19 protein-coding genes are annotated in these 22,605 nt (G+C 35.3%); 9 read left to right on the forward strand and 10 right to left on the reverse strand.

The genetic code is table 11. The annotated features are described in order from the left end of the window. Positions 1–46: 46 nt before the first annotated feature. Genes BUE22_RS22090 through BUE22_RS22100 form a run of 3 tightly spaced genes read right to left on the reverse strand, consistent with a single transcriptional unit; the run spans position 47 to position 7,372 of the window. Positions 47–5,578 (reverse strand): T9SS type A sorting domain-containing protein, encoded by a 5,532-nt coding sequence (locus BUE22_RS22090; RefSeq protein WP_159438496.1) that lies wholly within the window; start codon positions 5,576–5,578, stop codon positions 47–49. Between the two features lie 16 nt (positions 5,579–5,594). After that, positions 5,595–6,731, reverse strand: a complete 1,137-nt coding sequence (locus tag BUE22_RS22095) for an ABC transporter substrate-binding protein (RefSeq protein ID WP_073398147.1) — start codon at positions 6,729–6,731, stop codon at positions 5,595–5,597. A 53-nt stretch (positions 6,732–6,784) separates the two neighbouring features. Then, on the reverse strand, positions 6,785–7,372 hold the full coding sequence (locus BUE22_RS22100; RefSeq protein WP_073398148.1) for a phage tail protein: 588 nt from the start codon (positions 7,370–7,372) through the stop codon (positions 6,785–6,787). A 555-nt stretch (positions 7,373–7,927) separates the two neighbouring features. On the opposite strand from BUE22_RS22100, the gene BUE22_RS22105 reads away from it, so the two are divergent. The 8 genes from BUE22_RS22105 to BUE22_RS22140 all read left to right on the forward strand — a co-directional run bounded on the left by BUE22_RS22105 (position 7,928) and on the right by BUE22_RS22140 (position 16,471). Continuing rightward, the gene (locus BUE22_RS22105) at positions 7,928–9,160 is read left to right on the forward strand and encodes a PQQ-dependent sugar dehydrogenase (protein ID WP_073398149.1); all 1,233 of its coding nucleotides are present in this window, start codon (positions 7,928–7,930) and stop codon (positions 9,158–9,160) included. Positions 9,161–9,431: 271 nt separating this feature from the next. Beyond that, positions 9,432–9,647: a hypothetical protein gene (locus BUE22_RS22110; protein WP_042566801.1), complete on the forward strand. Its 216-nt coding sequence runs from the start codon at positions 9,432–9,434 to the stop codon at positions 9,645–9,647. A 176-nt stretch (positions 9,648–9,823) separates the two neighbouring features. After that, complete coding sequence (locus tag BUE22_RS22115; protein ID WP_089075980.1) at positions 9,824–10,303, forward strand: PPC domain-containing DNA-binding protein; 480 nt, start codon at positions 9,824–9,826, stop codon at positions 10,301–10,303. 451 nt (positions 10,304–10,754) lie between these two features. Further along, positions 10,755–11,786 (forward strand): methionine ABC transporter ATP-binding protein MetN, encoded by a 1,032-nt coding sequence (gene metN / locus BUE22_RS22120; RefSeq protein ID WP_073398152.1) that lies wholly within the window; start codon positions 10,755–10,757, stop codon positions 11,784–11,786. After that, a complete protein-coding gene (gene metI / locus BUE22_RS22125; RefSeq protein ID WP_042566804.1) occupies positions 11,779–12,432 on the forward strand; it encodes a methionine ABC transporter permease MetI in 654 nt (217 codons plus the stop codon). Before metN ends, metI begins: the two co-directional genes overlap by 8 nt. A gap of 193 nt (positions 12,433–12,625) precedes the next feature. Continuing rightward, the gene (gene metQ, locus BUE22_RS22130; RefSeq protein ID WP_073398153.1) at positions 12,626–13,444 is read left to right on the forward strand and encodes a methionine ABC transporter substrate-binding lipoprotein MetQ; all 819 of its coding nucleotides are present in this window, start codon (positions 12,626–12,628) and stop codon (positions 13,442–13,444) included. Positions 13,445–13,599: 155 nt separating this feature from the next. After that, positions 13,600–14,211, forward strand: coding sequence for a biliverdin-producing heme oxygenase (locus BUE22_RS22135; protein WP_073398154.1), 612 nt, complete (start codon positions 13,600–13,602; stop codon positions 14,209–14,211). After that, the gene (locus tag BUE22_RS22140) at positions 14,201–16,471 is read left to right on the forward strand and encodes an ATP-binding protein (RefSeq protein ID WP_073398155.1); all 2,271 of its coding nucleotides are present in this window, start codon (positions 14,201–14,203) and stop codon (positions 16,469–16,471) included. Before BUE22_RS22135 ends, BUE22_RS22140 begins: the two co-directional genes overlap by 11 nt. 60 nt (positions 16,472–16,531) lie before the next feature. Here BUE22_RS22140 and BUE22_RS22145 read toward each other — a convergent pair whose 3' ends face one another. Beyond that, positions 16,532–16,912 carry a winged helix-turn-helix transcriptional regulator gene (locus BUE22_RS22145; protein WP_073398156.1) on the reverse strand — a complete coding sequence of 127 codons (381 nt, stop codon included), beginning with the start codon at positions 16,910–16,912 and terminating at the stop codon, positions 16,532–16,534. 92 nt (positions 16,913–17,004) lie between these two features. Between BUE22_RS22145 and BUE22_RS22150 the strand changes: the two genes are divergently transcribed. Beyond that, entirely contained in the window at positions 17,005–17,994 is a 990-nt protein-coding gene (locus BUE22_RS22150) for an NADP-dependent oxidoreductase (protein ID WP_073398157.1), read from the forward strand. A gap of 69 nt (positions 17,995–18,063) precedes the next feature. Here BUE22_RS22150 and BUE22_RS22155 read toward each other — a convergent pair whose 3' ends face one another. The 6 genes from BUE22_RS22155 to BUE22_RS22180 all read right to left on the reverse strand — a co-directional run bounded on the left by BUE22_RS22155 (position 18,064) and on the right by BUE22_RS22180 (position 22,604). Continuing rightward, positions 18,064–18,432: a response regulator gene (locus BUE22_RS22155; protein ID WP_042566809.1), complete on the reverse strand. Its 369-nt coding sequence runs from the start codon at positions 18,430–18,432 to the stop codon at positions 18,064–18,066. A 446-nt stretch (positions 18,433–18,878) separates the two neighbouring features. Then, positions 18,879–19,949, reverse strand: a complete 1,071-nt coding sequence (locus tag BUE22_RS22160; RefSeq protein WP_073398158.1) for a BamA/TamA family outer membrane protein — start codon at positions 19,947–19,949, stop codon at positions 18,879–18,881. Positions 19,950–20,119: 170 nt separating this feature from the next. Then, complete coding sequence (locus tag BUE22_RS22165; protein ID WP_073398159.1) at positions 20,120–20,635, reverse strand: 4'-phosphopantetheinyl transferase superfamily protein; 516 nt, start codon at positions 20,633–20,635, stop codon at positions 20,120–20,122. Continuing rightward, positions 20,632–20,886, reverse strand: a complete 255-nt coding sequence (locus BUE22_RS22170) for an acyl carrier protein (protein WP_042566812.1) — start codon at positions 20,884–20,886, stop codon at positions 20,632–20,634. Before BUE22_RS22170 ends, BUE22_RS22165 begins: the two co-directional genes overlap by 4 nt. 9 nt (positions 20,887–20,895) lie before the next feature. Then, positions 20,896–22,170 carry a beta-ketoacyl-[acyl-carrier-protein] synthase family protein gene (locus BUE22_RS22175; RefSeq protein ID WP_073398160.1) on the reverse strand — a complete coding sequence of 425 codons (1,275 nt, stop codon included), beginning with the start codon at positions 22,168–22,170 and terminating at the stop codon, positions 20,896–20,898. Continuing rightward, positions 22,167–22,604 (reverse strand): 3-hydroxyacyl-ACP dehydratase FabZ family protein, encoded by a 438-nt coding sequence (locus tag BUE22_RS22180; protein ID WP_073398161.1) that lies wholly within the window; start codon positions 22,602–22,604, stop codon positions 22,167–22,169. Before BUE22_RS22180 ends, BUE22_RS22175 begins: the two co-directional genes overlap by 4 nt. Between the last annotated feature and the right edge of the window lies 1 nt (position 22,605).

Below are 22,605 nucleotides of genomic sequence, written 5' to 3' on the forward strand. Positions count from 1 at the left end.
AGTTATATTAGCCAGTACCATTTTTATCTGATACTGGCGGGTTTATTTATTTTACAATTACTTTGAATGATTTTTTTATGTTCGCGCTTTCAAGAACTACGAGATACATATTGCTTTCAGTCGTTGCAGGTAATTGTATTTCAGTTATTACTGAAGATGACTGAACTGTTTTAACTAGTTTTCCTGAAACAGAATAAAGTGAAATTTGCATATTTGCCAGATCTTCTGCTGGAAAATCGGCTTCTACGGTAAGTACTTTTCCAACTTCAATAGGGTTAGGATAAAGTTTGGCTTGTAGTGAATTTTGTATTGTAATTGTCGATCCACAAGTTTGAAGTACTTTTCCATCTTTAGTAGTCATTTTTACACTATATGATGCAGTTGGGTCCAATACGTTATTAGAATCATTTCCTGCAGTATAATATTGACCAGTTCCTATCAATTGTCCGTTTTTAAACCATTGGTATGCAGTAAACTCATAACCGCCATTTGTTTGAGGATTGTTGTTTACAAGAAGTACATTGTTGAATTTTTGTTTCACAATATCATAGAAACCAAATGGTTTTTCTACTTTGATAGTATAATTAGCAGTAGTACTTCCATCTTCTGAAGTTATGGTTACGTTTTGTGTATAAATTCCCGGTTTAGGAGTTTGCACCGTAAAATTAGCAGATGGTGTTATTGTTGCATTTGTACTGTTTAAAATAGCGATGTTTGGATTGTTTTCTCCACATTCCATTACATACGTAATATCTTTTGCAGGATTGCTATAAACATCACCATTGATAGTGATACTTGTAATCGAAACATCGTTGTTTTTAATTACCAGAGTTTGAGAAACAGAAACGGCTGGTAAATAGTTATCATCACCATCCTGATGGGCAGTAATTACCAATTGTCCTGATCTTATCATACTCACTAAACCACTCGCAGACACGTTTGCCGGAGGAAGTGCAGATGTATAAGTAAACGAATATCGAATTGGTAAACCTGAATTTGATGTAGCTTCTAAACTGAAATCGTTATTAATTCCAAGGATTCTCGCTGCTAAAGCTCCAAAAGTAATTTCTTGAGGTGCTTTTTTGATTTCAAGCTGTGCAGTAAGTGTAATTGGTGAACAATTTGGCGAACTTACAGAAGGTGATACTATTGCAGTCACTGTATAAAAACCTGCATCAACAGCTCCGTTTGATGTTCCTGTTGATGGAGTAGTGGTATAAACTACGCTTGCTCCGGCAGGAAGATTTGCAACTTCTATCGTATGAACACTTCCATTGTAAGTGAATTCTGCATCGGTAAAAGTTACCTGATCTAAAGGAGAAGCTATTACATTAATATTTTGTTGCTGAGTTGCAGTATTTCCGCTATCATCAGTATAAGTCCAGTTAATAACATAATTACCAACTGCAATATAACTTAAAGGATCGGCTGTTGTTGCAGTTATAATTCCTGAACAATTATCAGTCGCTGTTGGTATAGCAATTTCGGCCGGTAAAACCGAACAATAATTCGTGATATCAGGAAGATTTGTTACATCTGGTACTGGTAATGTTACATCTGGAATTGTAGTTATAGTTACAGTTTCTGTTAATGTACATCCATTTGCATCTGTTACAGTTACGGTATAAGTTCCTGCTGCCAAGCCCGAAGCTATATCTGCAGTTCCTCCTGATGGAGCCCATGAATAAGTATAAGAACTAGTTCCACCGCTTACGTTTACTGTGGCAGAACCATCACTTTGTCCATTACAAGAAACATTAACTTGTGATGTTGTTGCTGCAAGAATATTAGGCTCTGTTATAGTAACAACCGCTGTAGTTTGACATAGGTTAGCATCTGTTACAGTTACAGTATAAGTACCAGCAGTTAATCCTGATGCTGTTGCAGCAGTTCCGCCAGATGGAGACCATACATAAGTATAGGCACCAGTTCCTCCTGTTACACTTACAGAAGCAGATCCGTTAGATCCTCCATTACAGGAAACATTTGTTTGAGAGAATGTAGTAGCCAGGGCAGCTGGCTCAGTTAATGTAAAAATTTGTGTTGTCTGACATAAGTTGGCATCTGTAATAGTTACAGTATAAGTGCCTGCAGTTAATCCCGATGCAGTTGCAGCAGTTCCACCAGATGGTGACCATGAATAAGTGTAACCTCCCGTTCCGCCTGTTACGATTACCGAAGCAGATCCGTTTGATCCTCCGTTACATGAAATATTTGTTTGTGAAGGTGTAACTGTTAAAGCAGTAGGTTCAGTTATTGTAAAGTTTTTTACAATTGAACAGCCATTTGAAGAAGTTATTGTTACCGAATAATTTCCTGCAGTAAGTCCTGTTGCTGTATCTGCATTTCCTCCGGCAGGTGACCAAACATACGTAAACGGACCAGGAGCACCAGAAGGTACTACAGATGCGGTTCCTGTGCTTGATCCATTACATAAAATATCTGTTTGAGATGTTGTAGCAACTAATGTATTTGTTGTGGTTACAGTAAAGTTTTTTGTAACTGTACATCCGTTAGCATCTGTAATTAAACAGCTAACATTTCCATTACCTAATCCTGTTACCGTTTGCGTAGTTTCGCCAGAAGGTGACCATAGGTAATTATATGGCGAAGTACCACCCACAGGTCCTACGGCTGCCTGACCTCCAGTTGTACAAGTTGCATTAATTAGCGTAGTAGTAGCATTTAAGACTGCAGGCTGATTAATTGTAAAGGTTTTAGTTAAAGTACATCCATTAGCATCTGTAATTAAACAATTGTAGCTTCCGGCTGCTAATCCAGTTGCTGTACCAGCCGTGCCGCCAGAAGGTGACCATACGTATGAATATGCTCCTGTTCCTCCTGAAACAATTACTGATGCTGTTCCGCTGGCACTTCCATTACAAAGTGCATCAGTTTTTGCTGTTGAGGCTACTAAAGTTGAAGGTTGACCTACAGTAACGGTTGCAGTGGTTTGACATGTGTTAGCATCTGTAACAGTGACAGTATAGGTTCCTGCCGCAAGACCTGAAGCCGTTGCACCAGTTCCGCCAGATGGCGACCATGAATAAGTATAACCCGGAGTACCTCCGGATGCATTTACAGTAGCAGTACCATTCGTACCTCCATTACATGAAACATCTGTTTTTACTGCAGTTGCCGAAAATAGAGGAGGTGTGTTTATTGTTAAGTTTTTAACTAATGTACAGCCATTTGCATCTGTAATTGTGCAGGTATAATTACCGGCAGGTCGTCCTGTAATAGTTGCTGTAGTACCACCAAGAGGCGCCCATGAATAAGTATATCCTGATGTTCCACCTGAAACTGTTACAGAAGCACTTCCATTAGTTCCGCCAAAACAACTAACACCAACTGTTGCGGTAGTGGCAGATAAAATTGCTGCCGGTTGAGTAATTGAAAAAGTTTGTGTTGCTATACATCCGTTAGCATCCGTAACCGTAACTGTATAAGTTCCTGCTGTAAGCCCTGTTGCTGTTGCAGCAGTTCCTCCAGATGGCACCCATGAATAAGTATATCCCGGAGTTCCGCCAGTTACATTTACCGTTGCAGATCCTGTAGCCTCACCACGACATCCAATATTTGTCTGTGCACTCGGTGTAGCTATCAATGCACTTGGCTGATTGATAGTAAAAGTTCTTGTAGTCTGACACAGATTAGCATCTTTAATCGTAACTGTATAAGTTCCCGCTGTAAGTCCTGTTGCTGTTGCAGCAGTTCCGCCAGATGGAGACCATGAATAGGTATAAGCACCAGTTCCGCCTGTTACATTTACTGCTGCCGATCCTGTTGCAGCTCCATTACATAATATATCAGTTTGTGAAGTTGTTACAGAAAATGGAGCAGGTTGTGAGATTGCAAAATTTTGAGTTACCTGACATGAGTTAGCATCTGTAATGGTAACCGTATAATTTCCCTGAGAAAGTCCCGATGCTGTAGCAGCCGTTCCTCCAGATGGAGACCATGAATATGTATATCCTCCTGCGCCTCCTGTAGCTGTAACAGTTGCAGATCCGTTAGCACCTCCATTACAGCTTACATTAGTTATTGTGCCTTGAGAAGCTGATAAAACTGCTGGCTGTGCCACTATAATATTACTTACAAGTTTTGTACATGCATTCGCATCTGTAATTGTCACACTATAAGTTCCTGCGGTAAGTCCGGTAATAGCAGAAGTTGTTGCTCCTGTATTCCATAAATAAGTATATCCGGGAGTACCTCCGGATGCTGTAACACTGGCAACACCATTAGATCCTCCAAAACATGCCACTTGAGTTGTAGCTGGAGTTCCGTTAAGTACTGGCGGCTGTGTTATATTAAAAATTCTTGTAATTTGTGTCGATTCACCATCTGTAACGGTTACCGTATATGAGCCAACACCAAGTCCTGTTGCTGCTGCATTTGTACCTCCGGATGGAGCCCATGCATAAGTATAAGGAGTAGTACCGCCAGTTACTACAACAGAGGCAGAACCATTAGTACCGCCATTACAGCTAATATTTGTCTGCGGAGTTGATGAGGTACTCAAAGCCGCTCCTGTAGTAAAGGTTAAATCACTTCCGTAACCGGTACCTCCACTATTTGTTGCATAAGCTCTAAAATGAATAGTTGTAGCAGGAGGAAGTCCTGTTATAACATTTGAAAATGTTCCTGTACCGGTTCCAATTTGAACAGTATTATTTGTAACAATAACAGGATTTGCTGTTGTAGCCCAAACTATTCCTCTTACAATACTAGCATCACCACCATCTGCGGATACCACACCACCAAGTGTTGCAGAAACAGATTTAATAGTTCCGGCTGCGGTAGTTGTAACTGTTGGTGCGACTGCGGTAGTAATTGCCGGAGTTGGGTAACTTATAGGAGTTATAGTATAATTGACCGTGCCGTTATGAGACCAATTTGTATAGGTATTAATACTTGTCATAATATCGACAGCACTACCTGTTAATGTTCCGGTAAATTTGCTATTTGCAACTTCAGGACCTGGTGCAGGAAATAAAGAAATACAATTTAAACCATTGGTTAAACCTAATGGCTGAGCACTTCCAGGACCTCCGCTTGTAGTTGATAAATTCCATTTAGTTGTCACATCATAATCAGCAGAATTATATTCTCCATGAATACCTGCAATAAAAGTGGGCAGATTTGGTAAAATAGGCAAAACACCACTTGCTGACTGGTAAGCCAAAATTTGGTCACCGGCAGAAAGATTAAAACCAGTAAAACCAGGAGCATAACCAATGCCCGTTGTTCCTGTTACTGTAAATGTATCATCAGCTGTTTCCATTACAGAGACAACTGTCCCTACAGGAGTTGGTCCTGGTCCGGGCACAATCCACTGTAAATGGCTTTCGTTACTTCCTGCTACCCAGGTTCCGTTACCCCATCCACGTTCAGTAAAATAGATTACTGTACCTGCAGGTATATCTTTTAATGTAATAAAAGAAAAGCCATCCAGAGGACTGGTATTGTAGCCAATGAAAGCTATATCGCCCGCTGCTAAAGTCTGTGACTTTGCATTTTGATGCACAAAAAATGTACATAAGAGCATAATGAATAATAGTAATTTTTTTTTCATAATAGATAATGTTAGTTTAATGACATAGATAAGCATTGTGCCAGCCGCCTATTTTATCTGGCTTAGTAAATGAAGTAGAAGCCTTAATAAAATGTCCGTCATTTATCAATGTTTCAATTTTTTTAAAGCTTATAGTATTAAGAGAATCAAGATTTAATTCATAGATGTAATGATTAAATATAGTTCTGTTGGTGTCCTTATCAAATCGAATATTGCCTCTTGGTCCGGTAATATTTAATTTGTTCATCTCCTCAATTAAAAAATCAATACTAAGATTGTTATCAGTGTTAAGAAGAATGTTCTTTAAAATCAGTCCGTTTTCGTAACCCAGAATAGAAAAAACCGACGGATTCTCTGCATATGCTTTTTTATATTCGATAGTAAAATCTGCAGTATCACTATCATTTTGCATCCAGGAACTTACTACATAAAGTTCGTGAGGGTCATTTTTATAATCATCCAGAATTTTATCATTAATAAAAAACGGAGTAACATAAAACGGATACTTTTGAGTAATTTTATTTTGACTTATAAAATCAGCATTTTCCTGAGCATATAAACCACTATAAAAAGCAAAAACAGCATCAGGCTCCTGAGCATTTATAGATTGATCCATTTGTGAAGATTCATCTTCTCTGGGAACAAAAGGAGTAATATAATGTCCTGAAAAATTCGCCTTTTCCTGAAAAGCATATTCAATTGCCGACAGCATACCGTAACCTGAATCATAAAAAGAACTGGCTGTTGCAATTCTTTGCAATTTTTTGTCTGTTAAATAGCCGCCTAAATGATAACAGGATTCCGTTAATCCAAACGAATTAATGTAAACTCCTTTGGGTGTGGTGGTTTCATAAGGTAATGTCGCTCCAAGATCTGCAGCGAGTAATAAAATATCATTTTGTGAGGCATAATTATAAACTTCCATTATATTATTATGACCAAAAAAGCCAATGATAACTGATACTTCTTCCTGAAAATTTAATTTTTGTATTTTCTCAATTATTACTTTCTCGCTGGAACCAATACCAATACTCTCCACAAAAAATTTTACTTTGAGATTATTAAGTTTTAAGCCTCGTATAAAATCTTTATCTAATGTAGGATACTGTTGCGATTTTGGAATTAAAATTCCTACTTTGATGTCGTTATCCATAAAATGAGATTAAAAAAAACAGAGGCAATTAGATACCTCTGTTTCATATTTTATTAATTTCTGGAAGGAAAAATACCTTCTAAACAAATGCTCATGTAAACTCCTAAATAAGGATTTCTTATACCAATTGGATTATTTCCTCCTGCAATACCAGTATTGCCTACTGCAGTTGTTCCAGTTGTTGTTGCTCCTTTAATAGGAGTAGCAGTACCTCCTGGCTCACTATACACATTTGCTGTAGAGCCGCCACTTGAAAATGAATTGTTGCCTCCATCAGTTTCATTACTAACTGTGCCGCCGGTTAATGCGTTAATAGTTGTAACAGCAGTAAGACCCAATGCAGGAATAGGATGTCCGTGAGCTGGCATATTGTTTATTGTTAAAGTAACGCTTTCAGTTCCGCTTACTTCTCCATAGTTAATATTACTTAATCCAGCCCCTTGTCCAGGGTGTACAATAGATCTGCCTCTTAGATCAGGCAAAGCAAATGTTGTTTGGCCATTACCGCCATAAGTTGTTCCGATTAACGAAAAAAGTGCTGTGTTTTGTGCTATGGACATGATTTGTCCGTTACAAAATGCCCAGCCTCTTGGTGCAAAATTAAAAGCAAAAGCTTTGATGGTCGCAATGTATTCTTCCATGGTTTTAAAAATTAGATAGTTAATAAATTTTGTTTTGGTTTTGTCATCTTATCTGTATAGTAAAAGATAGATTTGAAAGTTTTTTAGTATAATGCTAAGTTACTTTTTATATCTATTTAATATACAGGTGTTTATACCTGTTTTTGTCTCAAAAAAGCAAGTTTTTACTTATTTTTTTATAGAAAACGGAATAATTATTCACTTTTTTGTCAAATGATATTCGTTTACTCTTTATTTATATGAATAATTTATTTTTTCAGTTTAAAAGTAAATATCTCATACGCTGCACCAGATTAATATGTCATGGAATAGGAATTTACTGTCATGAAATAAATTTTTAGTGTTACAATTAAATCGTCGGATTATCAATTTTGTAGGTTTATTTTAGAATCAAACAATTAATTGTATAAGTTTTGCGTTAAATTATGTAAGATTTTATATTCATAAAGTTAAGAAATTTGAACCTACGAAAAGAAAATGAAGTAAAATTCTTATTCAATTAGTGTTAACCTATTTATATATAAACCTTTTTTAATTTTTAAACTCCCAAATACCATGAAAAAAATTCATTACATCTTTGCTATCCTTGCGGGTGCATTATTAGCTCTTACGAGTTGTTCAAACGATGACAAAATTCCACATACTGATCCCGGTACAATTACAAATCCGGTAGAAACAGAAACACCTAATACAGCTTATGCTCCTGCATTTACAGGTCAGACCCGTATTAATGGTGTGCAGACAAATACTCCTTATGAAGGAAAAGTGATTACAACAAACTTAACAGCTCCATGGGGTGTAAAAAGCCTTCCTGACGGCAGATTATTAGTAACCGAAAAAGGAGGAACCTTTCGAATTGTAACTAAAGAAGGAGTAGTTAGTGCCGCTATTACCGGAGCCCCGGCTGTAAATCCTGCAGGACAAGGCGGATTATTAGGTTTAGTGCTCGATCCTGATTTTACTACAAACAGAATGATTTATTGGGTTTTCTCAGAAGCAGTAACAGGAGGAAATCAAACATCAGTTGCAAAAGGAAGATTAGCAAATGACGAAAAAACAATAGAAGGCGCTACGGTAATTTATCATGCGAATCCTGCAAACCCAAGTACGCTTCATTATGGAGGAAGAATTCTTTTTGATAAAACAGGAAATCTGGTAGTTAGTACCGGAGAACGTTCTGTTCTTGAAACCAGACCATTGGCTCAATCCGTAACTGGAGGTCTTGGTAAAGTAGTTAGAATAACAAAAGATGGTCAGGCAGCATCAGGCAATCCAACTTTTAGTCAAAGCGGTGCATTACCAGAATTATATTCTATCGGACATAGAAATCCACAAGGCTTAGCACTTCACCCGGTTACAGGTGACATTTGGGAAAGCGAACACGGACCACGTGGAGGTGATGAGATCAATCGCCTTAAAGGAGGAGCTAATTATGGATGGCCAACAATAACATATGGAATTGAATACAGCGGAGAGAAAATTGGAGCCGGAATTCAAAAACAAGATGGTTTAGAACAACCTGTTTATTACTGGGATCCTGTTGTGTCTCCAAGTGGTATGACTTTTTACACAGGAAACCGTGTACCAGAATGGGAAAACAATTTGTTCATCGGTTCATTAAGCGCAACACATATTATTCGTCTTGCCATTAGAGATAATAAAGTAATTGGCGAAGAAAGATTGCTTGCCAGCGAAGGTCAAAGATTTAGAGATGTAACCCAGGGAAGTGAAGGAGCTTTATACGCCGTTACAGATGGTGGAAGACTCTATAAAATTGATAAAAAATAGTCCGGAAGATTCACGATTTTTTTTAATAAACATGATAAGGTGCAGTAATGCACCTTTTTTTTATTTGAAACTCACTAGTAAATAGTTTTAATAAAGGAGGCAATATTGTATTTCAATATAAAGACTAAGGTCTTATTTTCTTGATTAACTTGTTGCTTTTTAGTTTTTTACATGTAATATTTTGTAAAAACTAAAAATAATTATGTAAGAAATTTAATGTAATCAAAGTCTAAATTTGAATAATTAGTTATCAATGAAAAACCGTATTATTATGAAAACACTTATCAAATCCAAAGTTGCCTTACTTGTTATTTTAGCAGGACTTGCATTTTCATGCAAAAAGACAGACACTGTCCCGGCAGATTCAACGTACGATTCAACAGACACTACAGTTGATAGTATCAATGCCGCCGCAGTAGATACTACAATGGTACCTACTGACACAACAGCTGTAAAAGACACAACAGCAACTACAACTCCGAAATAGGAAAACAGCAAATAGATTAATAAATCTATGTATTGATTCAATTTATTTATAATGTTAGTTATTGATTCAGAAAAACCTGCAGTAATAATTACTGCAGGTTTTGTTTAAAAATTCACCATATGAACTTATCACCAAAAACAATAATATTCACAATATTCGCTATATTTATAATAGGTATGGCACTACTTGCAGCACATACGCAAGAAAAAGCAGATAACGAAAAATGTCGCTATACAAAAACAGATTATGGTTATTTAATGGTTTTAAGAGAAGGAGATGATGTTTTGGCTAACCTTGAAAATTTAGCAAAAGAAAAACAAATCCCCTCAGCCAACTTTACCGGAATTGGCTTTGCAAGCGACGCTACTTTTGGTTTTTATGATTTTAATGCAAAGAAATTCAATCCCAAAACCTTCAATAAAGTCGAAATGGGAAGTTTAACCGGATCAATCGCCTGGAAAGAAGAAAAACCATCCATTCACGTTCATGGCGTAGCAACCGATGATAAGTTTGATGCTTATGGCGGACATATTCTGGCTTTAAAAGTAGGAACAGGCTCAATGGAAATTTATATTACCATTCATAATGAAAAATTAGAACGCAAACTCGAACAGCCTTTAGGAGCCAATGTTTTACAATTAAATTGTAATCAATAATTAATTGAAAACCTTAAAATTATTCTGTTAAATATTTAGCAAATACTACTTAATTCTGTAATTAGTCTATTATATTGATAGGGTTTAAAAAGTTTTACGTTTTTATGCATTCAAATTCAAATTATCTCTTTAAATTTGCCGCAGCAATGAAAAACGAGATCCAGAATTTTAGCCATAATAGCCATAACATCATGATGTGTTGTGATGCTGTTATGCAATAAAATGTCTGGCTTATATAAAAATAATATGATTAATTACAAAAGCCTTTCATAATCGTTGAAAGGTTTTTTTGTTTTAAAAAATGCGAATACATTTTACCGCAAACTCGCAAAGTTTTGTATTGATTTAGCTTTGCGAACTTTGTGTTTTTCATAAGAAACTCTTGGATAAAATCTTAGCGTTCTTTGCGGTAAAAAGACATTTACAATGCAAATTAATTTGAATTAAAATAATGATTGAATTAAAAAATGTTACCAAAACGTTTCATCAGAAAAACAGAATTGTTACTGCTTTGGCTGATGTTTCACTTAAAGTTCCGCCGGGAAAAATATTTGGTGTAATTGGTACTTCGGGAGCAGGAAAAAGCACATTGATTCGATGTGTAAATTTACTGGAAAGACCAACTTCCGGAGAAATTATCGTCGACGGAAAATCACTGATGCAATTATCAAATTCTCAATTGGCAATCGAAAGAAGACAAATCGGAATGATTTTTCAGCATTTCAATTTACTTTCATCAAGAACTGTTTTCGAAAATGTTGCTTTTCCGTTAGAATTAGTAGGAACTTCAAAAGCAGCTATTGAAACGCGCGTTCTCGAATTATTGCAATTGGTAGGTTTAAGAGAAAAAGCAAACGATTATCCGGCAAGTCTTTCAGGAGGGCAAAAACAAAGAGTGGCTATTGCCAGAACTTTAGCAAACAACCCAAAAGTACTTTTGTGCGACGAAGCCACAAGTGCATTGGATCCTGCAACTACAAGATCAATTCTTGAATTATTAAAAGACATCAACCGTCGTTTAAATATTACAGTTTTACTAATTACACACCAAATGGAAGTGGTGAAATCAATTTGTGATGAGGTTGCCGTAATTAGTCACGGAGAATTGATAGAGCAGGGAAGTGTTGGTGAAATTTTTGCCGATCCGAAACATGAATTAACAAAAGAGTTTATCGCTTCTTCCTTACATCTTGATGTTCCGTCTGTTTATCAGGACAAACTTCAAAAAGAAGACAACGGAACTTTAAACCCGCTGTTGCGACTTGAAATGACCGGAAAATCGGTAAACGAACCTGTAATTTCAGAAGTTTCAAGATTATTTGATACCGATTTCAAAATCATTTCTGCTCAAATGGATCAGGCCGGAGAAGTTAATTTTGGTGTTATGCTGATCGAATTATCCGGTAAACGCGAAAATTACAAAGCGGCAATCGATTATTTTATTTCAAAACATATTAAAACAGAAATCATAGGTTATGTCTGAAGCAATTATTGAATTATTAGTAAAAGGAACCTGGGAAACCATAGTAATGACTTTCGTGTCAGGCTTTTTTGGTTTTGCCTTAGGACTTCCAACCGGAATTTTACTTTTCCTTACGCGAAAAAATCAAATATTAGATCAGCCCGTTTTAAACAGAAGTTTATCTGTTTTGGTTAATATTTTCCGATCCATTCCATTTATCATATTAATCGTCTGGATGATTCCGTTTACAAGAGCGCTTGTAGGAACCTCCATTGGCGTAAGTGCAGCATTAGTTCCGTTAAGTATTGGCGCAGCACCATTTATTGCCCGTCTTGTAGAAAATAGTTTACTGGGCTTACCATCAGGATTAATAGAAGCAGCAAGAGCATTGGGCGCAACACCTTTTCAAATTGTTTACAAAGTATTGCTTCCCGAAGCTTTGCCATCGTTAATAAATGCAGCATCAATTACCTTAATTACACTTGTTGGGTATTCTGCAATGGGTGGAGCAGTTGGAGCAGGCGGTTTAGGGCAGGTGGGTTATCAATACGGATATATTGGTTATGATGCCGTAACGATGAATTCGGTATTGGCATTGCTGGTACTTTTGGTATTCCTGATTCAGTTTGCAGGCGATACATTATCAAAACGCTTTGATCATAGATAGATAAAGTTGCCACAAAGACACAAAGACACAAAGTTTTTATTTAAGTCAATAATTTTGTTTCACGCAGATTTGAATTAAATAATCTGCGTTCATCAGCTTAAATCTTTTTAAATCTGCGTGAAAAACTTAGTGTCTTTGCGACTTTGTGGCAAATTCTACAATACATAAATATTAATTATTAAAATATAAAAACATGATTACTAAAAATAATTTTTTAAAAACAATCGCCATTTTAACCTTGTCACTTTCATTGGTTAATTGCGGAAAAAGTAAAAACAACGATCCGCATTTTATAAAAGTAGGCGTTGCAACCGGACCAGAATATAAAGTGGCAGAAGAAGCAAAAAAAGTAGCCAAAGAAAAATACGGACTTGAAGTAGAATTGGTTTCCTTCAACGATTATGTTATTCCAAACGAAGCTTTAAGTCAGGGCGATATCGATGCCAATGCTTTTCAGCATAAACCTTATTTAGATGAACAATCAAAACAAAGAGGTTACAAACTGGCGATTATCGGAAAAACATTTATTTACCCGATTGCAGGTTATTCAAAAAAAATCAAAAACCTTTCTGAATTGAAAAACGAAAGCACCATCATTATTCCGAATGATCCAACAAACGGCGGACGTTCTTTATTGCTTTTGCAGAAAAACGGTTTGTTGAAACTTCGCGATGGCGTTGGTTTGCTTCCAAAAGTAACCGACATTACAGAAAATCCTAAAAACCTGAAAATATTAGAGTTAGAAGCGCCACAATTGCCAAGAGCTTTAGATGATGAAAATGTAACGATTGCCATTATCAACAATACTTTCGCATCTCAGGCAGGTTTAGTTCCGGCAACCGATGCTTTGTTTGTTGAAGACAAAGATTCTCCTTATGTAAATCTTGTAGTAAGCAGAGTAGACAATAAAAACGAAGAAAAAGTAAAGCAATTTTTAAAAGCTTTTCAATCTGTTGAAGTTGAAAAAGCAGCTGTTCGCGAATTTAAGGGCGGAGCTGTAAAAGGATGGTAATATAAATTGTATCACATTTCTAAATAAGGAAGCGCTAATCTTTTGGTTTAGCGCTTTTTCTTTTTATTAATACTATATTTGATCATCAATTTATAGAATAAAAAATGTTTCAAAATAGTATATTTGTATAAATCAAGAAAATTAATACAAACAAAATGACCCCAGATTTGAATTCTTCCTTATCCTTAGATTTTTTACATACGCTTAAAACACAAACAGCCGGTGCGCATAAAAGACTGGAAAATTTACCGGTTTCTTCTTGTATTCTTTCTCCGGAAATGAAAATAGAAGATTATGCACATTATCTAAAATTGATGTACGACGTTCATTATGATGTAGAAGAAAATATTTTTCCGTTGCTTTCAGGTAATATTCCTGATTTAACAGAAAGAAAAAAGAAACATTTAATAGAAGAAGATCTTACTTTTTTAAATTATAAGCAACCCGTTGTAAGTCCGGTTTTTAATACTGAAAATATAACAATACCATTTGCATTGGGTATTTTGTACGTTGTTGAAGGTTCTTCTTTGGGAGGTCGATTTATATTGAAAAATATCGAAACAATAAAAGGACTTGATGAAGGAAAAGGAGTTTCGTATTTTACAGGATACGGTAATAAAACAGGAAGTCATTGGAAAAATTTCTTAAATGTATTAACCGAATATCAGGAAGAAAATAATTGTGAAAATGAAATAATCAAAGGAGCAATTTATGCTTTTGATTGTATTCATGACCATTTTGTGGAGATACAGAAAAATGAAAATTAAAGATATTGTAAATAGGGATATTGTTACGTTAACAAACTGCGAGCATGAGCCCATACATATTCCGGGCAGTATTCAGCCACATGGTTTTTTGGTTGGCGTTACTGCAGATTGGAAAATAGATTTTTGTACCGAAAATATTTCAGCTTTCGTTGATCTGGTTTATAAAGATATAATTGGGAAAGATTTTAGTGCCACTTTCGGGGTTCAGGCAAAAGAAGAAATTATTACTTATATCAATAGTGACAAAAAACAATTGATTTTTCCGCTTGAAATTGAGTTTTTAGGAAAATCATTTCAATTGAGCGTTCACAAAAGTCATGATATTTATGTTCTTGAAGCCGAACCGCATTTTGGAAGCAAAGAGAATACAGCTGAATTATATACTCAAATGCTTCAGTTTATAACCGATATGAACAGCACAAGTAGTTTGAAGGACTTATGTGCGCTTGTAGCAAAAGGGACTCGCGAAATAACCGGTTACGATCGTGTTATGATTTACCGTTTTGATGCCGATTATAATGGAGAAGTTTTTGCTGAAAATTGCAGGGAAGATTTAGAATCCTTTTTAGGATTACATTATCCGCATACAGATATTCCGGCACAGGCGAGAGAATTGTATATGAAAAATCAGCTGCGATTGATAGTTGATATGAATTATAAACCCGTTCCGATTTTTACGATCGATGACCGGGAAAATAAAAACCTCGATTTGAGTCTTTCAATTTTAAGAAGTACATCACCAATTCATGTCGAATATCTTAAAAATATGGGGGTTGGCGCTACACTAACGATTTCTCTTATTCATCATGACAGATTATGGGGATTAATTGCATGCCACCATTATTCGGCAAAAAATATTTCTCCCGAAATCAGGCTTGCAGCAAAACTTCAGGGACAATTTATTAGTTCTCAAATTGATTTGCGACAATCTACAGATGAATATCAAATTGCGCGCAAAACATCTTTGGCACTGGAACATCTAACAGGTTTAGATCTGCCTTTGGATCCATTATCATTTGCAACCATTTGTGCAGATCCTGAGTTATTAAATCTTTGTAATGCAATGGGTGTTTCTATCTGCGTTGGAGATAAAATATACAAACATGGCGTTACACCTTCTGATGATCAGATTGGGCGAATCAATATAAAAATTAATTATTTTGCTAAAGAAGGAATATTCACTACGAATAAACTAACAGATTATTTTCCGGAATTTAATGATAATCCGGATGTTGCCGGAATTATTTACCATTCTTTAGGAAATGAAAATAGTATTGTATGGTACAGACCAGAAACTATATCAGAAATAAATTGGGGAGGAGATCCGGAAAAAGCCATTATCAAAGACAATAATGGACTTCATCCCAGAAATTCGTTTAATATCTGGAAACAAATTGTTAAAAATCAAAGTAGCAGGTGGCTTCATCCCGAAATAAATGCAGCAGCAAGTTATGCGCATGTACTTCACAATCAGATTATTTTATTGATGCTGAGTGAGGAAGAAGAGAAATATAGAAGTCAGAGTGAAGTTTTAAAAGAAACAAACTCAGAACTGGAAAATATCAACTGGATTAGTACACATGATTTGCAGGAGCCTTTGCGAAAGATTCAGCTTATTATTTCTAAATTACTTCTCGAAATAGACAAAGTTCCGCCTCAATCTGTTTATGATTCTTTACAGCGTGTCTCAAATTCAGCAAACAGAATGCAGGTTTTGTTACAGGATATTCTAAAATATACCCGTATAAAATATACCAAAGATGCACTTCAGAAAATTGATTTAAACCATATTATGGAGCTTACTCTCGATGAAATGAAAGAATCATTTACTGAAAGTGGCGCTTTAATTGAATACGAAAAACTGCCTGAAATTTATGGAATTCATTTTTTGATGAAACAGCTGTTTTCTAATATTCTGCAAAATTCATTAAAATATGCATCTTCGGACAGATTGCCTGTTATAAAAGTAACAGCTTCGCAAAAACCGGAACCTTATAATTTTTCAACTCAAATTTATTGTCACTGGATTACTTTTACAGACAACGGAATTGGTTTTGAACAAGAATATGCCGCTTCTATTTTTAAAATATTTACACGATTACATCCACAAGAAAAATACAGTGGTTCGGGAGTTGGTTTGGCATTGAGCAAAAAAATAATGCAAACCTGTGGAGGAACAATTCGCGCTGAATCTAAACCAAACGAAGGTACAGCCATAACGATTTATTTTCCTTGCGATCATTTAAATTCGCTATCGTAAATTATTAGAATAAATAAAAGCACATTTTGGATAATAAATAGTCTGCCTCAAAAAAAAGAATTATTTATTGATAGAATCTATAATTTTTTCACGATGGCTAAGTCCCCAGTTTACCAGTGTTTCAGTTACCGGTAAAACAGATTTTCCATATTCTGTAATGGCGTAAGCAACTGTAATGGGTTTGGTTTCTTGTATAGTTCTGCTAACAAGTAAATTAGTTTCTAATTCTTTGAGTTCTTTGCTTAGCATTTTAGCAGAAATACCATCGATTTCGCGCTGCATTTTTTTAAAATGAATAACCTGATGTGTTCTGTTTGTCAGGAAACGTAAAATCATCAGTTTCCATTTGCCACCCAAAACATCAAGACTATCGCGCATTGCCATTAATTCTTCTGAACAATTTGCTTCCCGAACTATTCCGTTATCATTGATTTTTGCCATACTAGTTTCTCTTTGGTAACCGGTTACCTTGGGTTAACCCATAACAAAAATAAGGTATTAGCGCTATATTTTTGTATAATAAAACAATAAATATGAAAGCAATAGTATATAAAAATAATGAATTTATTCTGGAAGAAGTAGTTGCTCCAATACCGCAGGAAAATCAAATTCAGGTAAAAATTATCGCTTCTGGTTTTAATCCGGTAGATTATCAAATGACAGAAGGCGGCTCTGAAAAAAAGTATTTGCATTCGCCAATTCTTGGCAGGGAATTCTCCGGAATTGTAACTGCTATTGGAAAAAAAGTCACTAGTTTTAAAATAGGAGATGCAGTTTTCTCAGGATCAGGAAGTATGGGATCTAACGGGACTTATGCCGAATTTATTTGTATCCCCGAAGAAATTGCAGTGCATTTGCCAAAAAACATTTCTTTTGAAGAAGCTGCCGGAATTCCTTCTTCCGGACTTACGGCGCTGCAATGTTTAAATAGAATGCAGGCGTTTAAAACAGATTCAATTTTGATTACCGGAGCAGCCGGAGGAGTAGGTAATTTGTTGGTTAAATTGTTGATTGCAAACGGTTATCATAATTTTATTGTAACAGCAGGAAATGATCAAAGTATTGCTTCACTAATAGAAATGGGTGTAAAACGAAATCAAATTATAAATTACAAAATTGATTCGATAGAGGAAACAGCACTTCGTTTAAATGCGGCTAAAAAATTTGATTTTGTAATTGATTTAGTGGGAAATGCAATCGCGGATATCGTTGTAAAACTTTTAAAAACGAACGGAACTTATCTCGATGTTACTGCATTCACGACCAAATATTCCCGCGAAATACTTTTTGGGAAAGGGGCTACAATAATGAATATTTCAAATTATACATATGGTCTTGAAAAACGATATGATTATTATAAAAATGGATTGGAGCAGCTAAAAGGTTTATTAGAAAAACAATTAATAAAACCTCCGGTAATTAATGTAATTGGTCCATTGGAAGTTGCTACCATTAAAAAAGCACATCAAATGCTTCGGGAAAATAAAACTGAAGGTAAGAAATTGATAATGAAGATAAATTAAATAGAATTCAGATAATAAAAAATGACGCTTTTTGGGCGTCATTTTCTTTGGTTGTTACTTAAATTGGTTTCAGACTATATCCTTTAAAAGATTTTTTAGTTCGTTAAAATTGTTAGGTTTAGTCCAGTAATCTTCTGCGCCAAGTACTTTGGGATAAGCAATTGGTGCTGGTCCGGTCGAAAATAAAATAACAGGTATATTTTTGATTGCCTCCGTTTTTTTAATTTCAGCCAAAAGCTCAATGCCTGTCATTAAAGGCATGTTGATATCCAGGAAAATTATGTCGGGTTTGATTTCTCTGTTTATTAATTTTTGCAAAGCTTCTACAGGATTATGTAAAGCCATATATACGGCATTGGATACAGATTCCAAAGCTTGTTGAAAAAATTCGCAATCATCAAAATCATCATCGATTTGCAAAATATTTTTATATTTCATTTATAAAATGTTTGGTTGACTTTTTCTATTCTTAAGTAATTGTGATCTTTTAGTTTTCCTTGTCCCGAAACTAAATTGATTTATTAATAATATAAGATTATGATTATTTTTAAAAGATATAGGGATAAAAAAAACTTGTTTATAACAAGCTTTCTACGTTTTTAAATATCATTGCTAGCAAAATCCATGTAATTGATGGAGTATTGTCTTGTTACCTTTAAATCTTTTAAATAATTTTTTATCATGTATGTATTTTTTACAATAGTCTGATTTTGAACTTTTAATGAATTTGTATTTTTTGACGTTATAAGATCTGCTGTCTAATAATGGATTGTTTATAAAAATAATCCGACAGCATAAGACGATTTTATATAATTTTTGTTTTTTGTTATATAATTCCCATGTTTATGATTTATGAGAAATAGTAAAACAATAATGTAAATTGTTTAAAAAGCTTCGCCAATACGGAAATAAATTCCCCAATCTCCTTTTCCTAACGCAGCATCAAGTCCAACATTAAATTTCTCTGTTTTAAAAGCTCTATATCTGTAACCTATACCAGCTCCGGGATATAGATTCCAATTAAAATCTGCCGTATCAGAACCATAAATAGTAGCAATTCCTGCAAACCCTACGAGTCCCATTTTTTTATTAAAATTATAGCGATATTCACTTTGTAAAGCTATAAGCCCGTCACCACGATATTTTCCTTCTGAATATCCTCTAATGTCTTCACCACCAATGGTGACTTGCTGTTCAAAAGCAATATTTCCTAATCCGAATTTTCCCGAAAAACGAGTGGCAAGTACATCATTTCCACTTCGCATTGGAAAATATTTATTGTATTCAGTTAATATCTTATTGGCATTCACATCATTTCCAAACCATTCCGGGTAAGTAATCCATCGCAATCTTATTTTATCACCTTTGGTAGGATAATAAACGGCGTTGCGGGTATCGTATAAGGTAATCAATTGTAAACCATTGGTGTGGGTAATAGAAGCTGGCTGTACATCATCTTCATATTTTGTGTTATAATGCGCATACGAATAGCCAATTCCTAAGTATAACGATTTTATTATTTTAAGCTGAAGACTTGTGTTTACGATTGTTGTTTTAGTTCCGTAATCATAAAAATCCGGCGCTTCGAGATCATCCATATAAAATTGTGAATTATGATCGCCTGTTACAAAAAACAATTGTGCACGCCATTTGTCTTCTTTAAAATAAAATTTATTAAACAAACTTATAAAATAAGATTTATTGGTGGTATAAACTGCAGACAACCCTGATAGAGATTTGGGAGAAATAGTATCTGTTTTATCTATTTTGTACATCATCATCGGGATTGCCCCAAACATAAAATCAAGTGTTCTATTGTAGTTGATATAAGGCATTACATTAAAATCAATATTTTTGGCGGGAGCAGGGGTTGCCGCACTATCTATTGGTTTATTTTGTGCAAATGCCAATAAACAGAACAGAAAGAATAGTAATGTAAATGAAATTCTTTGCATTTGAGATACTTTCAGAAGTTAATAGCTAAATCGCAAATTGATTTTTAATTTCATCTAAATTAAAGCCATTTTCCCTTTTTCAATAGTTGAAATTAATATAATACGTTTCATTTTATAATATGGAACGCATTCAATAATTTTCAAAATTGATTAAAAACCTTAAAGTTGTTTTATAAATTAAATGGAGTGTTTATCGTAACCACTTTTTCAAAACGACCATGATGACTAATCGAAACATTCTGAAATTTATTTAAAGCAATATTTAGCAAGTGCGGAATACCGTTATGGTCTTTATAAATTTCTTTTCTTTCAATTTCGGTGACATTATTTAAATCATGCAAATTTTGGGTTGCAATACTATGAATAATGTCTTTTGACAAAGTTGTTTTTGTAAAATAGGTGTTTTCACAACAAATAACCTGACCAAAAACGGCATTATTTTGTTGTGATAATATCTTGCAAACTAGTTTTTGGGGAATATATTCTCTAATTTTTGTCTGCCTGTTATAAACTTTATAAGCAGCTTCTTTCATGCTCCATAACGTCCAGACCATAATTTCAGGTTCAGGATTATGGGTTATAAGTAATTGCTCATCAATTGTAAAAAGTTTTTGAATAAAACCTTTGCGCTGCCAGTTGCTTTCATGACGTGATTGTTGTATGTCTATCACATCATTACCAATCATTTTGCGGCAAGTTTAGTTTCTATGATTTCTACGGCAGTTTTTACGTCAAGCATGCGTTCCATGTCTGTATTGTCGATTACAACATCAAAGGCTTCTTCAATATCAAGTACAATATCCACAAGGTTTGCCGAATTAATATTAAGATCATTAATAAAATCAGTTTTCTCTGTAAGATTATCATAAGCCTCTGTATTTGTGGTATATGGCTTTATAATTTCTTTTAGTTTTGCAATAAGTTCTTCTTTATTCATGATTGATTTTTAATTTTCAAATTTCTTAAATAGTATACAGGCATTTACATCTCCAAAACCAAAACTTGCTTTGGCAATTATGGTAAGATCTATATTTATTGTTTTCAAAGGTATTTTTGATGCATCTATCAGCGCTGTAATTTCGGGATGTAAATCTTCGCAATTTGTATTTCCAAACAAAAAACCTTCGTAAAGCTGTAAAACGGTCGCTACACTTTCGATGCTTCCTGCGGCACTCAGGCAATGTCCTGTCATGCTTTTCAGAGAGTTTATATACGGAAAGTTATTTCCATTTCGATTTAATGCTTTTGTCCAGTTTTCGATTTCCAGACTATCTTTTGTGGTGGCTGTAAGATGTCCGTTTATGGCATCAATTTCATTTGCAGAAATACCGGAACTCGTAATTGCAGTTGTAATGCATCGCTGTACGGCATCGCTGTTTGGCGCGGTCATGCTTCCGTTCCCTCTTTGTCCGCCAGAGTTTACGTTGCCGCCTAATATTTCGGCATAAATAGTTGCGCCCCGTTGTAAGGCACTTTCCAGATCTTCTATAACCAATGCTCCGGCACCACTGCCGGGAACAAAGCCTGCGGCCGTGGCACTCATTGGGCGGGAACCTTCTTCGGGATTATCATTAAATTTAGAACTGCATACTCTTAAAGCATCAAATCCGCCCCAAATATAAGGGCCGCTATCGCCCGTACTGCCTGCCAATATACGTTTTGCCTGTCCGGATCGAATACGGTCGTATGCCATTATAATAGCTTCAGTACCCGTTGAGCAGGCCGATGAATTTGTAGTAACCTGATTTCCAAGTCCTAGTTTACCGCCAAGATAAGCGCTAACACCACTGTTCATGGTTTGAGCCACAACAGTGCTTCCTAATCTTCGGGTTTGCAGTTCGTCTATTTTATAAATGCTTTCGCGAAATTTATCAATTCCCGAAGTTCCCGAGCCAAAAATAGTTCCGTTATCCCAATCGGGTTCATTGTTGTTTTCTATAGGTAATCCTGCATTTTTCCAGGCTTCTATGCCCGCAATAACACCGTACAAAATCCCAGTACTATTAAATCCGCGAAGTTCAAGCTCAGTAAAATAGTGTGATTTCAGTTCATCACTTATTTCCGGTTTACCCGCTATTTGGCAGGAAAACTGAAGCTCCTGCAATTGAACATCATGTTTTATACCCGAAATGCCCTTTTTTAGCGCATTAGTAAATGCAGGAATTCCAACCCCGTTTGGAGCCGCTACACCCAAGCCTGTTATGACAACTCGTTTACTCATAATTTTGTAGTAATCATTCCGGCTACAATGCCTTTGCAAACTTCTTGCCCGGCTTCGTTTTTCATCACAACATCACATTTAAGTTTACCAAACCTAAAGAATGTTTTTTGAGAAGTTACGGTTACTTTTTCATTGGGATAAACAGGTTTTAAAAATTGCATATCTGCTGATGTAAAAGCAACTACAGTATCTTTTTTTAAGTCATCCTTTAATAAAAATATTCCGAGGCAAACCATACCAATCTGCGCCATGGTTTCGGTTAAAATAACGCCTGGAGTTACAGGATTATCTTTAAAATGACCTTTGTAAAAATCTAAATCTTCTCTAAAAGTAAATGTTCCCGTTGCGCCATTTTCATCAACATGCAGTAATTCATCTACAAATAAAAATGGTTCGCTGTAGGGCAGTTGTGCTATAATATTGTTAAGTTCCATA

Origin of the sequence: Flavobacterium pectinovorum (assembly GCF_900142715.1) — a bacterium.
Lineage (GTDB): Bacteria > Bacteroidota > Bacteroidia > Flavobacteriales > Flavobacteriaceae > Flavobacterium > Flavobacterium pectinovorum.

Excerpts from the sequence above, each read along its gene's own strand:
- BUE22_RS22090 (WP_159438496.1), bottom strand. The coding sequence starts at position 5,578 with ATGAAAAAAAAATTACTATTATTCATTATGCTCTTATGTACATTTTTT.
- BUE22_RS22095 (WP_073398147.1), bottom strand. The coding sequence starts at position 6,731 with ATGGATAACGACATCAAAGTAGGAATTTTAATTCCAAAATCGCAACAG.
- BUE22_RS22100 (WP_073398148.1), bottom strand. The coding sequence starts at position 7,372 with ATGGAAGAATACATTGCGACCATCAAAGCTTTTGCTTTTAATTTTGCA.
- BUE22_RS22105 (WP_073398149.1), top strand. The coding sequence starts at position 7,928 with ATGAAAAAAATTCATTACATCTTTGCTATCCTTGCGGGTGCATTATTA.
- BUE22_RS22110 (WP_042566801.1), top strand. The coding sequence starts at position 9,432 with ATGAAAACACTTATCAAATCCAAAGTTGCCTTACTTGTTATTTTAGCA.
- BUE22_RS22115 (WP_089075980.1), top strand. The coding sequence starts at position 9,824 with ATGGCACTACTTGCAGCACATACGCAAGAAAAAGCAGATAACGAAAAA.
- metN (WP_073398152.1), top strand. The coding sequence starts at position 10,755 with ATGATTGAATTAAAAAATGTTACCAAAACGTTTCATCAGAAAAACAGA.
- metI (WP_042566804.1), top strand. The coding sequence starts at position 11,779 with ATGTCTGAAGCAATTATTGAATTATTAGTAAAAGGAACCTGGGAAACC.
- metQ (WP_073398153.1), top strand. The coding sequence starts at position 12,626 with ATGATTACTAAAAATAATTTTTTAAAAACAATCGCCATTTTAACCTTG.
- BUE22_RS22135 (WP_073398154.1), top strand. The coding sequence starts at position 13,600 with ATGACCCCAGATTTGAATTCTTCCTTATCCTTAGATTTTTTACATACG.
- BUE22_RS22140 (WP_073398155.1), top strand. The coding sequence starts at position 14,201 with ATGAAAATTAAAGATATTGTAAATAGGGATATTGTTACGTTAACAAAC.
- BUE22_RS22145 (WP_073398156.1), bottom strand. The coding sequence starts at position 16,912 with ATGGCAAAAATCAATGATAACGGAATAGTTCGGGAAGCAAATTGTTCA.
- BUE22_RS22150 (WP_073398157.1), top strand. The coding sequence starts at position 17,005 with ATGAAAGCAATAGTATATAAAAATAATGAATTTATTCTGGAAGAAGTA.
- BUE22_RS22155 (WP_042566809.1), bottom strand. The coding sequence starts at position 18,432 with ATGAAATATAAAAATATTTTGCAAATCGATGATGATTTTGATGATTGC.
- BUE22_RS22160 (WP_073398158.1), bottom strand. The coding sequence starts at position 19,949 with ATGCAAAGAATTTCATTTACATTACTATTCTTTCTGTTCTGTTTATTG.
- BUE22_RS22165 (WP_073398159.1), bottom strand. The coding sequence starts at position 20,635 with ATGATTGGTAATGATGTGATAGACATACAACAATCACGTCATGAAAGC.
- BUE22_RS22170 (WP_042566812.1), bottom strand. The coding sequence starts at position 20,886 with ATGAATAAAGAAGAACTTATTGCAAAACTAAAAGAAATTATAAAGCCA.
- BUE22_RS22175 (WP_073398160.1), bottom strand. The coding sequence starts at position 22,170 with ATGAGTAAACGAGTTGTCATAACAGGCTTGGGTGTAGCGGCTCCAAAC.
- BUE22_RS22180 (WP_073398161.1), bottom strand. The coding sequence starts at position 22,604 with ATGGAACTTAACAATATTATAGCACAACTGCCCTACAGCGAACCATTT.